This is a genomic window from Sphingomonas sp. VDB2, from assembly GCF_047946695.1.
GTDB classification, from domain to species: domain Bacteria; phylum Pseudomonadota; class Alphaproteobacteria; order Sphingomonadales; family Sphingomonadaceae; genus Sphingobium; species Sphingobium bisphenolicum.
In genome coordinates this window covers 1305375-1320132 of the sequence record NZ_CP159615.1, presented here as the reverse complement: position 1 = coordinate 1320132, position 14758 = coordinate 1305375, and the positions used below count along the sequence as shown (strand labels likewise).

Genomic DNA, 14758 nt, shown 5'->3' with positions numbered 1-14758 from the left:
TTGGTCGTTGCAGTGATCGGTTTTGGGTACGGATGTTCATATGGCTTTGACGACGTCGGTTCATGCGGCGAGTGCAGATTCTGGCACGGGGGTTGTTCCCATGGATGAGGACGTTGGCGAAATCGGCGGGATCGAGGAGCGCGCTGCGCTGTCCGACACGGATTTCAAGCGCGAACTTGCTGCCGTCATTCCGCATCTTCGCGCCTTTGGCCGGTCGCTTTCGGGCAATCGCGATCTTGCCGATGACTTGGTGCAGGAAACCCTGCTGAAGGCTTGGGCCGCGCGCAATCGCTTCCAGGCCGGCACCAACATGCGCGCCTGGACATTTATCATCCTGCGCAACCATTATCTCTCGCAGATGCGCCGCTCGCGTTTCCGCGGCGACTGGGACGACCTGACCGCGGATCGCATTCTGGCGGCACCGGCCGGGCAGGACAAGCATGTCGAACTGTCCGACATGCAGCGTGCCCTGCTGCAACTGCCCCAGCCCCAGCGCGAGGCGCTGATCCTGGTGGGGGCGGGCGGCTTCGCTTATGAGGAGGCCGCCGAAATTTGCGGCGTGGCGGTCGGCACGATCAAGAGTCGGGTGGCGCGCGGCCGCGCGGCGCTGGAACAGATATTGGAAAGCGGCGACCTGCCGTCGCGCCGTACCCAGGAAACGACCGAAACCGCGGTGCTGGACGAGATCATGGAAGATGTCGATCGCCTCAGTCGGGGCCGTCCCACCCATGAAGATCATAAATAACAGGAACGTTTGCGTCACTATGTCCGTTGTTGGGATATAAGGAGACGCATCATGGGCGATATGCCCCCTGGGCGGGACGATGACCGGCCGCATCATGTCTCGGTGGTCGAACGGTCGCGCGGCAGCGGCGTCGTGTTTGCGCTGGTCGCGCTGGCGCTGATCCTCGCAATCGGCTTTTTCTACATGACGAACGAGCGGCGTGGAGACCGACAGGCCGATAAGGTGACGGAGGCCGCCGGCTCGGTGGACGACGCTGCGCGGGTCGTTGGCGACGCCGCCAAGAATGCAGCCGACACTTTGCGAAACGGTAATTGAGCGTCGCCACGTGGCCAGACCGCCAGCGCGAAATGAGCTGTGGATCGATGCGTCGCGTATAATCGCCATGCCTGACAAGAGCTTGCCTCTGCGCCACGCGCGCTGATAGGCGAGGTCCGCGCGCGATTCAGCATTTATTTGCCATTTTCGGGCAGGGTGCGCGCACTGTCGGATTATCTTACAGCCATTGTAAGAAAATTCGATCCCGAAAAGGTGCGCCATCACGGCGGCCAGCAGGATATGCGCGACGATGATCAGGCTGTTCAAACATTATGTGCCGCATGCGGTGCTGTTGCTGGGCCTGCTCGATTTCGCGCTGCTATTGTGCGCGGCCGAAGGGGGCTGGATATTGCGGGCACGCCAGATCGGCATGGATGTCGATCATGTCATGACGCGGATCGGGCCGTTGCTCAGCTTCGCGTTCGCGATCCAGACCGGCATGATCGCCGTGGGCGTTTATGGCGTCGAAGCGCTGCAATCCATCCGTTTCGCCTTTGCGCGCCTGCTGGTGGCGGTATCGCTGGGCGTCATCTTCCTTTCGGTCCTCTACTTTCTGATGCCCGGCATGACGTTGTGGCGGTCCAATTCGCTCTACGCCATGGGGCTGGCCATGGGCCTGCTGGTGATGGTGCGGCTGCTGCTCGGCTCCATGCTGGGCGGCGAGGCGTTCAAGCGGCGGCTGGTCGTGCTGGGCGCGGGCAATCGCGCCAACCGGATCAAGGAACTGGAGCAGAAGCGCGGCGCCGGTTTTCTGGTCGTGGGCTTCATCGCCATGAACGACGGGCCGCAGGTGATCCCCGAAGCGATCAACCGCGACGCCGTGTTCAACCTGTCCGATTTCGTCGTGCGGCTGAACGCCAGCGAAGTGGTGCTGGCGCTGGAGGAACGGCGCAACGCCATCCCCATGTCCGACCTGTTGCGCATCAAGACGACCGGCGTCCATGTCAACGATCTGTCGAGCTTCCTGGAGCGCGAGACGGGCCGCGTCGACCTGGCCAGCGTCAACCCGAGCTGGCTGATCTTTTCCGACGGCTTCTCCGCCGGCCGCCGCCTGTCCAGCATCGCCAAACGACTGTTCGACGTCATCGCCAGCCTGATCCTGCTGACGCTGACCGGCCCGATCATCCTGCTCGCCGCGATCCTGGTGAAGATGGACAGCAAGGGACCGGCTTTCTACCGCCAGCAGCGCGTGGGCCTGTTCGGTCAGGAGTTCTGGATCGTGAAACTGCGCACCATGCGGCTGGATGCGGAGGTCAACGGCCAGGCGGTGTGGGCGGAAAAGGACGATCCGCGCATCACGCGGCTCGGCTATTGGCTGCGCAAGCTGCGGATCGACGAACTGCCGCAGACCTGGACGGTGCTGAAGGGCGAGATGAGCTTCGTCGGCCCGCGTCCCGAACGGCGCCAGTTCGTCGAGGATCTGGAGCAGCATCTGCGCTATTATGCCGAACGGCATATGGTGAAGCCCGGCATCACCGGCTGGGCGCAGATCAACTATCCCTATGGCGCATCGATCGAGGACAGCCGGCACAAGCTGGAATATGATCTCTATTACGCCAAGAACTACACGCCCTTCCTGGACCTACTGATCCTGATCCAGACCTTGCGGGTCGTGCTCTGGCCCGACGGCGCGCGCTGAGGCGATAGCGGGCATGGGCGCGCTCCTCCAATTTGTCGGCGACTGGGGCCATGCGCTCGCGGCGGTGCTGTTCGCCGCGCTGGGCATCTTCCTGCTGCGCCGCCGGGACGAGGCGCCGGAACCGCGCCTGCTCGCCGCCGCGCTGCTGCTGACGTCCTGCTGGGCGCTCTATGTCTCGTTCGGCGGCGTGTCGAAGCCGCTGTCGGGGATCGGCGAAAGCATCCGCAACGCCGCCTGGCTGCTGGCGATGTTCGTCATGCTGCGGCGCGGCCCGGTGGGGCGCACAGGGCCGACCGTCGCCATCAGCGCCCTCTACGCCGCGGTGGCCGGACTGATCCTGCTCCAGACCTTCACTGACCTGACCTGGCGTCAGCTGTCGCCGGCCAGCGACCTGCATCGCGCGCTCGTCACCTGTTCGCTGATCCTGCGGATGATGACGGCAATCGGCAGCCTGTTGCTGGTCCATCACCTCTACACCGCCTGGCCGTCGCGCGAGCGAGGCGGGATCGCGTTGCTGCTGGGCGCGCTGGCGGCGATGTGGACCTATGATCTCAACCTCTACGCCATCTGCTATGTCGCGCCGCACCGGGTGAACGAACTCTATGCGCTGCGCGGCCTGCTCATGGCGCTGGCGGCGCCGGTGATCGCGGTGGGGATGCGCAAGGGGATGGCGGGGCGGTTGCAACTGTCGCGCGCCATCACCTTCCAGTCGCTCTCGATCGTGGCGATCGGCCTCTATGTCGCGGTGCTGACCGCCGCGGCGGTGCTGATTGAACTGATCGCCGGCCCCTATGCGCGGGTGGTGGAGATCGGTGCGGTCTTCTTCACCGCCGTCACCGCGCTGGTGCTGCTGCCATCGCCCCAGGTGCGGGCGCTGTGGAAGGTGCAGGTCGCCAAGCATTTCTTCCAGCATCGCTATGATTATCGCACCGAATGGATGCGCTTTGGCGACACGATCGGCCGGCCGGGCGAGGACGCTGCGCCGCTGGGCGAGCGCGTGGCCAAAGCGGTGGCCGACATCACCGATTCCCCCGCGGCCATGCTGCTTCTGCGCGACGAGCGCAACGCCCTGTCGTTCGAGACGCATTGGAACTGGACCGGCGATCTGGCCCAGGTCGATGCGGTCGCGCCGGCCACGGTGCAGCATATCGAAAAGAGCGGCTGGATTCTCGATCTGGCGCGGCTGAAGACCGGCGACAGCGCGCTGGACCTGCCCATATGGATGACGCAGGATCGCCGCGCCTGGGCGCTGGTGCCGCTGATCCATTATGGCCGATTGATCGGCGCACTGCTGTTGGCCCGCCCGCCGATCGACCGTCGGCTCGACTGGGAGGATTTCGACATGCTGCGCGCCGCCGGGCGACAGGCCGCGACCCACATCAGCGAGGCGCAGGGCCAGCAGGCGCTGGACGACGCGCAGCGGTTCGAGGAATTCAATCGCCGCTTCGCCTTCATCATCCATGACGTGAAAAATCTGGTGAGCCAGTTGTCGCTCCTGTCGCGCAATGCGGAGCGCCATGCCGACAACCCGGATTTCCGCGCCGACATGGTGCTGACGCTCAAGGAATCGGTGGGCAAGATGAACGACATGCTCGCCCGCCTGTCGCAGCATAACAAGGGCCGGGCGGAAGAGCCGCGTCCCATGGATATGATCGACCTGTTGCAACAGATCGCCCGCGCCCGCGAGCGCCAGCATCCTATCCATGTCAGCGGCGGCGCGCCGCTGGCGCTGGCCGACCCGACGCGGGTGGAGCAGATCGTCACCCATCTGCTGCAAAATGCGATCGATGCCAGTGCGCCCGACAGCCCGGTCGACCTGCGCCTGACCGCCGACGGCGGCGAAGCGGTCGTGGAGATCATCGACCGGGGCAAGGGCATGAGCGCCGAATATATCCGCCGCGACCTGTTCAAGCCCTTTTCTTCCAGCAAGGCGGCGGGTTTCGGCCTCGGCGCGTTCGAGGCCCGCAGCCTGGCGCAGGCCATGGGCGGGCGGATCGAGGTGGAGAGCAAGCCGGGCGCGGGCAGCCGTTTCACCCTGCGCCTGCCGCTGGCGCCCCGGACAGACAGACAAGAGAAGGCCGCCTGATGAGCGACATCCGTCCCAAATTGCTGATCGTCGAGGATGATCCGGGGCTTCAGCGGCAATTGCGCTGGGCCTATGAGGATTATCAGCTCTTCATCGCCGGCGACCGGCAGGAAGCGATCGAGATGTTGCGGGCCGAAACCCCCGATGTCGTGACGCTTGACCTTGGCCTGCCGCCGGACCCTGACGGCACCAGCGAAGGCTTCGCCACACTCGCCGACATGCTCAAGATCAAGCCGGACACGAAGATCATCGTCGCGTCCGGCCATGGCGCGCGCGAAAGCGCGTTGGATGCGATTGCCGGCGGCGCCTATGATTTCTACCAGAAGCCGGTCGACATCGACGAACTGGGCCTGATCGTCCGCCGCGCTTTCCACGTCCATGCCCTGGAGCGGGAAAATGCGCGGCTGGCCGAGACCGCGCCGGAGGACGGCCGGGTGCTGGGCCGCCTCATTTCGGGCGCGCCGGAAATGATGAAGGTCGCCCGCACGATCGAGCGCGTCGCCGCGGCGCAGGTGTCCGTCCTGCTGCTGGGCGCGAGCGGAACCGGCAAGGAGTTGCTGGCGCAGGGGCTGCACGACGCCAGCCCGCGGCGCGGCGGTGCGTTCGTCGCGATCAATTGCGCGGCGATTCCGGAGACGCTGCTCGAATCCGAATTGTTCGGCCATGAAAAGGGCGCCTTCACCGGTGCGATCAAGACGACGCCCGGCAAGATCGAGCAGGCGCAGGGCGGCACGCTCTTCCTGGACGAAGTAGGCGACATTCCGCTGCCCTTGCAGGTCAAGCTGCTGCGCTTTTTGCAGGAGCGGGTGATCGAGCGGATCGGCGGGCGTCAGCCGATCGCGGTCGATACGCGCATCGTGTGCGCGACACACCAGAATCTGGAGCAGATGATCGCGGCTGGCAGCTTCCGCGAAGATCTTTATTATCGCCTGGCCGAGATCGTCGTGCGCATCCCCGCGCTCAAGGAACGGGCGGGCGATCCGGCGTTGCTAGCGCGCCATTTCCTCACCCGCTTCGCGCGGGACATGAACCCGCAGGTCAAGGGGCTGGCCCCTGACGCGCTGGCCGCGCTCGACGCCTGGGGCTGGCCCGGCAATGTCCGCGAACTGGAAAACCGCATGAAGCGCGCGGTCATCATGGCCGATGGCAAGCTGATCACCGCCGCGGACCTCGACCTGGACGACGAGCGCGCCGAGGGCGGCGACGTCGTCAACCTGAAGGCCGCACGCGAAATGGCCGATCGCCGCGCCATCCGCCGCGCCATCGCCCGCACCGACGGCAATATTTCCGGCGCGGCCAAGATGCTGGGGATCAGCCGCCCGACGCTCTACGACCTGCTCAAACAATATCAGATGCAGGGATAATCGATGCGCCGGTCCCGTCTCATCATCCTCGCTCTTTTGGTCCTGCTGCTGCTCGCCGGGGCGGGCCTGTGGCAATGGCGCGCCCATGAGCGCGACGGCAGTTCGGCCCTGACGCGCGGTCTGGCCGCGCTCGACAAGGGCGACGCGCGCACCGCGCGGATCGAGTTGATGAACGCGATCAAGGGCAATCCGCGTTCCGCCGCGGTCCACGAGGCGCAGGCACGGGCGCTCGCCGAACTGGGCGACGGCGTGGGCGCGCAGGCGGCGGTGCAACGCGCCCGCGCACTGGGGGCGCCGCCGGCGCAGACCCGCGCGGTGATGGCGCAGGCGCTATTGTTGCAAGGCGACCTGGAGGGCGCGCTGCGGGAAGCGCGGGCGCCCGACCTGCCGTCCGACTTCGCCGTCCCGGCCGCGCGGGTCGTGGCGCGCGCCGCGCTGGCGCAGGGGAACATCGCGGATGCGCGCACGGCGCTGGAACGGGCGCTGACGGTCGCGCCGAACGATCCGGCCAATTGGGTCGAACTGGGGCGCCTGCGCCTCCTGTCCGGGGATCAGGCCGGTGCGATCACCGCGGCCGACCGGGCGGTGGCGCTGGCCCCGACCGATGCGAAGGCGCTGACCCTGCGCGGCGAACTGGTGCGCGGCCAATATGGGCTGACCGCGTCGCTGCCCTGGTTCGAACGGGCGCTGGCGGCCAATCCCGATTCGGTGCCGACACTGGAGCAATATGCCGCGACGCTGGCGGATGCGGGGCAGGCTAGCGCGATGCTGACCCTTACCCGACGGCTGATTGCGATCGATCCGTCCAACCCGCGCGCCTGGATGATGCAGGCGGTGATGGCCGCGCGCGCCGGGCAGGGCGATCTGGCGCGCAAGTTGCTCGACCGCACCCAGGGGCGGCTGGACGCCGAACCGGCGACCCGGCTGCTTCGCGGTGTGCTGCAATTGCAGGACGGCAATCCGGTTCTGGCCGCCGATGCGCTTGGCCCGCTCGTGGCGGCGCAGCCGGACAATCGCACCGCGCGCGCGCTGTTGGCGCGGGCACATTATATCAATGGCGACTTTGCGTCCGCCGCCGCCTTCCTCGCGCCGATGGTGGCCCAGCGCGATGCAGATCCCTATGTGCTGACGCTCGCCGCCCGCGCGCAGGAAGCTTTGGGCAACCGGGCGATGGCGGACGACATGCTGGCGCGCGCCGCCTGGCCGATACGGGCAGCGGCGGATCCCTTCGCCGGCGCATCGGACGGCACGCTGGCGACTGGTCCGGCGCCCGCCAGCGCTGCAACCGCGCGTGACAACGTCCCCTATATTCGCGCTTTACTCAGTACCGGGCGTAACGCCGATGCGGTGGCACGCGCGCGCATGTTGAGCCGCGCCAATCCCGGTGCGCCCGACGCCTGGCTGATCCTGGGCGATGCGTTGGCCGCGGATGGCGCGTCGCAGGAGTCGGTGCGCGCCTATGAGGCGGCGGCCAATATTCGCTTCGATCGTGACGTTGCGCTTCGGCTGGCGGCGGCGTGGGGCCGGGTCGGCAATCCGGCACGTGCGGCACAGGTCGTACAATTGTTCCTGACCCAGAATCCCAATGATGTGCAGGTGCAACGGCTGGCCGCAAGCATCGCGATGCAGGCGCAGGACTGGCGTGGCGCGCTGCGGATGCTCCACGCGGTGCAGGCGCAGGTGGGCGAAAACGACGCGGTGCTGATGGCGGACCTGGCCCGCGCGGCGCTGGAAAGCGGCGATCGCGCGAGTGCGCGCGCCTATGCCGCGCATGGCTATCGGCTGATGCCGGCCAATCCGCTGACCGCCGACATGTTCGGCTGGGTGCTGATGAAGACCGGCGAGAAGGGGCCGGTGGCGATCGACCTGCTGGAAAAGGCGGTGGCGATGGCGCCGCAAGCCCCTGCGTTGCAGATGCATCTCGGGCAGGCCTATGCCGCCGCGGGGCGGAAGGGGGAGGCAAAGCTGGCGCTGGGTAGAGCGGCGGCGGTACGCGGCTTTACGGGCCGACAGGATGCGCTGGACGCGCTGGCGGCGCTGTAGTTAGCTGATCAACCCGACCAGTCGCTAAACAGGCCTACGCCTTCGCCAGATCCAGATCGTCCAGCCGAATGCCCAGCCGCCTGATCTGCGCCGCGACCGGGGGCCAGACGCTGTCGAGGAAGCGTTCGCGTTCGGCTTCGCGCAGGCGGCGGGTCGCGCCGTCGGCGACGAACATGCCGACGCCGCGTTTCACCACTACCAGCCCGTCATCCTGGAAGCTCTGATAGGCCTTGGCCACGGTCAGCGGGTTCGCGCCCTGCGTAGCGGCGAAGGCGCGCACCGATGGCAGCAGGTCGCCATCGGAAAATTCCCCATCCAGAATGGAAGCGGCGATGATCTCCCGCAGGCGGAGATAGACGGGTTTGGATTCGTCGGCCATGGTGCATCAGTGCCATAATACAGCCATGCGGGTCAATCCACATGACTGTTCGGCAAGCTTTGCCTGCGGAATTATCTGTCCCAGGTCGAAACGATCATGTCATAGTCCGGCCGTGGCCGTTCTTCCTGCGGCTTGCCCGGCGTGCCGATAAAGACGAATCCGGCGATCTTTTCGCCCGGCCCGCCAAAGGCGTCGCGTACGTCGCCATTGAAGCTCGGCCATCCGGTCAGCCAGCCGCCGGCAAAGCCCAGCGCATGGGTGGCGTGCAGCAGGTTCATGATCGCCGCGCCCGCGGACAGTTCCTGTTCCCAGACCGGGATCTTGCTGCCCGCCACCGGCGCGGACAGGGCCACCACCAGGGTCGGCGCCTGATGCGCGAACTGGTGCATCGCATCGATCTCCAATCGCCCGGCATCGGGCTTTTCGGCGCGATAGGCGGCTTCCAGCAGATCGGCCAGCCCGGACCGCTGGTCCTGCCGCACGATCACGAAGCGCCATGGCGCCAGCTTGCCATGATCGGGGGTGCGCAGCGCCACTTCCAATATCTGGCGCAGTTGCGCCTCGTCCGGGCCGGGCGCGATCAGGTCGCGCGGTTTGCCGGAACGGCGGGTCTGGAGCAGGGCGAGCGGGGAGGAGCGGTCGTTGAACATCGCGGCGACAGATGGCGCGTCCCTCGCTTCGACGCAAGGGCAGGCTGGTCTTTTGACAGGACGAACCCATCGGCTCTAGGCTGCATCCCATAAGCGGCCGCCGCACGGCAAGGCCGGACACAAATATGCAAAGGGTGCCGAATGGCGATTTCGGACATGAACGCGGTCGAGGCAGGCAAGAACTGGCTCGGCCATCCGCGCGGGCTGTACCTGCTCTTCTTCGCGGAAATGTGGGAGCGTTTCTCCTATTACGGGATGCGCGCCATCCTCATCTTCTACCTGACCAAACATTTCCTCTTCGGCGAGGACAAGGCCTATCTCCTCTACGGCGCCTATACCTCGCTTGTTTACATCACGCCGGTCATCGGCGGCTATCTGTCCGACCGCTATCTGGGGCCGCGCAAGGCGGTGCTGGTCGGCGGCGTGTTCATCGCCATCGGCCATTTCCTGATCGCCATCACCGAAGGGCCGGGGGGCCAAGACCCGCTGTTCCTCAACGGCTTCTACTTCGCGCTCGCCTCCATCATCGTGGGCACTGGATTCCTGAAAGCCAATATCTCCGTGCTGGTGGGCGAACTCTACGCCCGCGACGATCATCGCCGCGATCCCGCCTTCTCCATCTTTTACATGGGCATCAACATGGGCGGGATGCTCGGCCCGATCGTCTGCGGCCTGCTCGGCGAACTCTGGGGCTGGAGCTGGGGCTTCGGCGCGGCGGGCGTCGGGATGCTCGCGGGGCTCGTCATGTTCGTGTGGCTGAAACCCTGGCTGCTCGGAAAGGGCGAGCCGCCTGCACCGCAGCAACTGCGCGCGCGCACCGCGACCGGCCTCAGCCAGGAATGGACCATCTACCTCGCCGCGGCGCTGGGCGTGACCGCGATCTGGCTGGTGATCCGCTATGCCGAACTGCTGGGCTATGCTTTGCTCGGCTTCTCCGCGCTGACCGTCGTCTATATCCTTTGGCGCACGGTAGGCACGCTGGGGAAGGTCGACCGCGACCGGATGTTCGCCGCGCTCTTCCTGATCGCCTTGAACCCGCTCTTCTGGGGCCTGTTCGAACAGACCGGATCGTCGCTCAACATCTTCACCGACCGCAATGTCGATCGGAACATGCTGGGCTGGGAGGTGCCCGCGTCTTTGTTCCAGTCGGTCAATTCGGTCTTCATCATCCTGCTCGCGCCGCTCTTCGCGGTGCTCTGGACCTTCCTCGACAAGCGCCGTCTGGAGCCTTCTTCGCCTGCCAAGTTCGGCATCGGCCTGGTGCTGTGCGGCGCCGGCTTCCTCGTGCTGGTCGCGGGCGCGGCGATGGCGGGGGCGAGCCTGACCCCGGTGATCTTCGTCTTCCTCATCTACCTGCTCCACACCATGGCCGAACTCTGCTTCTCGCCGGTCGGCCTGTCCGCGATGACGCGGCTGTCGGTGTCGAATATGGTGGGCCTCGTCATGGGCACCTGGTTTCTCGCCATGGCGGCAGGCAATTTCATCGCCGGCCTGATCGCCCGCGCCACGGGCAGCGGCGAGGCGGGCAATGTGACGCAGGTGCTGGACGTCTATACCCGGATCGGCTGGTTCGCGATCGTGGTGGGCGGGCTGGTGCTGCTCGTTTCCCCTTATATCAAGCGGTTGATGCATCTCGACCTGATCGGCACGGAGGACAAGGCATGAGGCAACAGGGATGCGCGCTGCTGATCGCGGCGCTGCTGGCGGGGCTGGCCGGCCCCGCCATCGCGCGCAAGGACAAGGAAGATGCACCAGCCGCGCAGCAGGGGGCATCCGCGGAACCGGAAAACCCCTATCCCTCCACCTACAAACCCTATCCCGGCCGCCCCACGGCGATCCGGGGCGCCACCATCTTCGACGGGGAGGGCGGCCGCATCGACAATGGCGTGGTCTTCCTGTCCGAAGGCAAGGTGACGGCGATCGGCGGCCCGGACACGCCGATCCCCGCCGACATCATCGTGTTCGACGGCACCGGCAAATATGTGACGCCGGGCGTGATCGATATCCACAGCCATCTGGGCGACTATCCTTCGCCCGGCGTGGAGGCCAATAGCGACGGTAATGAGGCGACATCCGCGGTGACGCCGCATGTCTGGGCCGAACACAGCATCTGGCCACAGGATGCGGGCTTTTCCCGCGCTCTCGCCAATGGCGGCGTGACCTCGCTGCAAATCCTGCCCGGCTCCGCCAACCTGTTCGGCGGGCGCAGCGTGACGCTGAAGAATGTGCCCGCCCGCACCATGCAGGGGATGAAATTCCCCGGCGCGCCCTATGGCCTCAAAATGGCGTGCGGCGAGAATCCCAAGCGCGTCTATGGCAGCAAGGGCCGCGAACCTTCCACCCGCATGGGCAATATGGCGGTCAATCGCCAGACTTGGATCAAGGCGCGGGAGTATCAGAAGAAGCGCGCCGCCGGAAAGGACCAGACCCGCGACCTCGGCATGGAAACGCTGGCCGATGTGCTGGAAGGCAAGATCCTCGTCCACAATCATTGCTACCGCGCGGACGAGATGGCCAACGTCATCGATATGAGCAAGGAGTTTGGCTACAAGGTCGCGGCCTTCCACCACGCGGTCGAGGCGTACAAGATCGCCGACCTGCTGCGCGACAACGGCATCTGCGCGGCTTTGTGGGGCGACTGGTATGGCTTCAAGATGGAGGCCTATGACGGCATCAAGGAGAATATCCCGCTCGTCCACCGCGCGGGCGCCTGCGCGATCGTCCATAGCGACGATCAGGACGGCATCCAGCGGCTGAACCAGGAAGCGGCCAAGGCGTTGGGCGCGGGCCGGCGCATGGGGATCGACATAGCAGACGAGGTTGCCTGGACCTGGCTTGCCATCAACCCCGCCCGCGCCATGGGCATCGCCGACCAGACCGGCAGCCTCAAGGTCGGCAAGATGGCCGATGTCGTGCTGTGGAACGGCAATCCGTTCAGCACCTATACCCGGCCCGAAAAGGTCTGGATCGACGGCGCGCTTCTCTACGACAGCGCCAATCCCAAATTGCGGCCGGTGGTCGATTTCGAACTGGGCCAGATCGGCGCGGGAGACGTGAAATGAACTATCCCATTAATAGAACGCCGTTCGCCCTGAGCCTGTCGAAGGGCTTTCCTACTCAAGCGTTGAGAAACAAGCGGGCTTCGACAAGCTCAGCCCGAACGGTTGTAGCGGCGCTATTGTTCGCCACCACAACCCCAGCCCTGGCCCAATCCCTCGTCATCACCGGCGCGACCCTGGCCATCGGCGACGGATCGGAGCCGATCAGGAACGGCACCGTGGTCATCAGCGCGGGCAAGGTCGTCGCGGCCGGCGCAGGCGTCGCCGTCCCCACCGGCGCGAAGACCATCGACGCCGGCGGCAAATGGGTGACGCCCGGCATCATGTCGGGCTTTTCCCGCGTCGGCCTGGCCGAAGTGCCGGCGGTCAAGGAAACCAACGACACCAGCGCCCGCTCGCCCTTCTCCGCCGCAATCGACGTCGCGCCGGTCATCAACCCGCTCGCCAACCCGATCGCGATCAGCCGCACCGCGGGCGTCACCCGCGCCGTCGTCGCACCCGCGACCGGCACGAACATCTTCGCCGGGCAGGGCGCGGTGATCGATCTGGGCGCGGACATGAGCCCGATCACCCGGCCACGCGCCTTCCAATATGTCGAAATGGGCGAAGCGGGCGTCGAGGAGGCGGGCGGCAGCCGCGCGGCGATGATCCTGACCTTCAAGATGATGCTTACGCAAGCGCAGGATTATGCGAAGGCGCCCGCCAGCTATGACGGCCGATCGAAGGACGCGCTGCTCAACCGGGTCGATGCGCAGGCGTTGGTGCCGGTCGTCAGCGGCGCGATGCCGCTGATGGTCCATGCCGAAAGCGCGCGCGATATATTGGCGGTGCTGGCGCTCCGGCAGGATTTCCCGGCACTGAAGCTGATCCTGGCCGGGGCGACCGAAGGCTGGATGGTCGCGCCGCAGATTGCGGCGGCCAGGGTGCCCGTCATCACGGCGGGCCTCGAAGACCTGCCGTCGAGCTTCGAAAAGCTGGCCGCGACCCAGAGCAATGTCGGCCGACTGGTCAAGGCAGGCGTCAGCGTCTCGATGGGGATGCTGACCGGCGACGATGCGCTGCAATTGCGGGCGGCGACGCAGCAGGCGGGCAATATGGTGGCGCTCCTGAAAGTGCCGGGCGCCACTGGCCTGAGCTGGGGCCAGGCGCTGCGCACCATCACCTCGGCTCCTGCCGAAGCGATGGGGCTGGGCGACCGGATCGGATCGCTCACCCCCGGCAAGGCGGGCGACGTGGTGATCTGGGACGGCGACCCGCTGGAAATGACGTCGGCCCCGGTCGCGGTCTGGATCGACGGCGTGCAGCAGCCGCTGGAAAACCGCCAGACCAGGCTGCGCGACCGCTACGCGACGCCGACGGAAGGGGCGTTGCCCAAGGCGTATGAATGGTGAGGCGAAGGGGGCTTCGGTCTCCTTCGCCTTCGGGCCTGATGTTGCGGTTGTCGGCGCGAGCCGCTCTATAGCTTCACCGCGGACCCTTCGACAGGCTCAGGACAGGCTTGATCGGGGGGCGCTTTTTTTCGCGCATCGAAGGGAGCGGGATGCCCGATTGAGCTCCAGCATGACGAGAGCGAATATCTGCTCACGACCATAATTTGCCGTTCTTGAACCTCTTGTCTGGTCTCCATAGCGGACATCGCAAATCATGCTAGGTAACGAGCATGGCCCGTTTCTCAGATGCTTTATCCCGCGCTCCGGCACACATGATCGCAGCACGCCTAGGCGGCTGGGCGGTTGTCGCTGCCACCGCGCTACTGGCGGCGTGTTCCTATGTTTACACAGTTGAGGCCCTGTTTATCGATGGTAAGCTATCTTTTGTCAGCGAGGACGTTAATGAAACAGGTTCGCCATACTGCCTAATCTCGTTCAAAGTGAGCGACGCTGCTGGCTCGGCAGTCTGGGAATTCGACGCATACGATCTTTATAAGAACGTCAGCAAATGCGGTCCGAACTTCCCCCTTCGATACGGTCAGGCACCAAAGGGTGCAGTTACCGTGACGCCAGCTAAGCCGCTCAAAGCTGGCGAACTCTATACTATCGAAGGCAATGCCGGGAATGCCCTTCAAGGTAGCTTTCGCTATCAAGTGAAGCGGATCACTACTGTTGAAAATCTCGACATGAAATTGCCAGAGGTAAAGGCTGCTCAGCAGCGCGGCTGGGATCGGCAAAGGTCTGATCGTTAACCATCCGATCTCACGTTTCTGAGCCGGTAAGCTGACAGTCCGCTGACCACCCTTTGCTGCCAATCCCCTGTCCTACACAGCGCCGCCATGCCACATTTGCCCCTCGGCTCCTTGTCATCGTCCGCACATCCCCTTTCCACGCAGTCGCGCAGCTGCGTCGATCCGGCGCCAAGCGCGACTCTCATGCGCGATATGCGAGAGGTTAGAGAAGTTCCGCGACTAACCCGTTGAAATCGCAAAGATCGAAGCGAACATTTCCCATCCGAAAGCCCGGAAAATCACACCGCAAAGCGCAT

The 14758-nt window shown here is 65.5% G+C and carries 12 protein-coding genes; 10 read left to right on the top strand and 2 right to left on the bottom strand.

The features are described 5' to 3' along the window. Positions 1–100 precede the first annotated feature (100 nt). The 6 genes from ABT375_RS06465 to ABT375_RS06440 all read left to right on the top strand — a co-directional run bounded on the left by ABT375_RS06465 (position 101) and on the right by ABT375_RS06440 (position 8192). On the top strand, positions 101–745 hold the full coding sequence (locus tag ABT375_RS06465; protein WP_224547452.1) for a sigma-70 family RNA polymerase sigma factor: 645 nt from the start codon (positions 101–103) through the stop codon (positions 743–745). Positions 746–796: 51 nt separating this feature from the next. Further along, positions 797–1060 (top strand): hypothetical protein, encoded by a 264-nt coding sequence (locus tag ABT375_RS06460; protein WP_416464515.1) that lies wholly within the window; start codon positions 797–799, stop codon positions 1058–1060. A 250-nt stretch (positions 1061–1310) separates the two neighbouring features. Then, the gene (locus tag ABT375_RS06455; protein WP_224547449.1) at positions 1311–2699 is read left to right on the top strand and encodes a TIGR03013 family XrtA/PEP-CTERM system glycosyltransferase; all 1389 of its coding nucleotides are present in this window, start codon (positions 1311–1313) and stop codon (positions 2697–2699) included. Positions 2700–2712: 13 nt separating this feature from the next. After that, positions 2713–4785 carry an XrtA/PEP-CTERM system histidine kinase PrsK gene (gene prsK, locus ABT375_RS06450; RefSeq protein WP_416464514.1) on the top strand — a complete coding sequence of 691 codons (2073 nt, stop codon included), beginning with the start codon at positions 2713–2715 and terminating at the stop codon, positions 4783–4785. After that, positions 4785–6149, top strand: coding sequence for a PEP-CTERM-box response regulator transcription factor (gene prsR / locus ABT375_RS06445; protein WP_224547445.1), 1365 nt, complete (start codon positions 4785–4787; stop codon positions 6147–6149). Before prsK ends, prsR begins: the two co-directional genes overlap by 1 nt. Before the next feature lie 3 nt (positions 6150–6152). Then, positions 6153–8192, top strand: coding sequence for a tetratricopeptide repeat protein (locus ABT375_RS06440; RefSeq protein ID WP_416464513.1), 2040 nt, complete (start codon positions 6153–6155; stop codon positions 8190–8192). 34 nt (positions 8193–8226) lie between these two features. Here the strand turns inward: ABT375_RS06440 and ABT375_RS06435 are convergent, their stop codons facing one another. Together ABT375_RS06435 and ABT375_RS06430 are read right to left on the bottom strand one after the other, a co-directional pair. Next, positions 8227–8571, bottom strand: a complete 345-nt coding sequence (locus tag ABT375_RS06435) for a GntR family transcriptional regulator (RefSeq protein WP_416464512.1) — start codon at positions 8569–8571, stop codon at positions 8227–8229. A gap of 71 nt (positions 8572–8642) precedes the next feature. Next, positions 8643–9221, bottom strand: a complete 579-nt coding sequence (locus ABT375_RS06430; protein WP_261936614.1) for a nitroreductase — start codon at positions 9219–9221, stop codon at positions 8643–8645. 141 nt (positions 9222–9362) lie between these two features. Between ABT375_RS06430 and ABT375_RS06425 the strand changes: the two genes are divergently transcribed. The 4 genes from ABT375_RS06425 to ABT375_RS06410 all read left to right on the top strand — a co-directional run bounded on the left by ABT375_RS06425 (position 9363) and on the right by ABT375_RS06410 (position 14462). Next, complete coding sequence (locus ABT375_RS06425; protein WP_416464511.1) at positions 9363–10886, top strand: peptide MFS transporter; 1524 nt, start codon at positions 9363–9365, stop codon at positions 10884–10886. Next, positions 10883–12283: an amidohydrolase gene (locus ABT375_RS06420; RefSeq protein WP_416464510.1), complete on the top strand. Its 1401-nt coding sequence runs from the start codon at positions 10883–10885 to the stop codon at positions 12281–12283. Before ABT375_RS06425 ends, ABT375_RS06420 begins: the two co-directional genes overlap by 4 nt. Before the next feature lie 116 nt (positions 12284–12399). Then, a complete protein-coding gene (locus tag ABT375_RS06415; protein ID WP_416464509.1) occupies positions 12400–13671 on the top strand; it encodes an amidohydrolase family protein in 1272 nt (423 codons plus the stop codon). A 269-nt stretch (positions 13672–13940) separates the two neighbouring features. Next, a complete protein-coding gene (locus ABT375_RS06410; protein ID WP_416464508.1) occupies positions 13941–14462 on the top strand; it encodes a hypothetical protein in 522 nt (173 codons plus the stop codon). Positions 14463–14758: the final 296 nt, after the last annotated feature.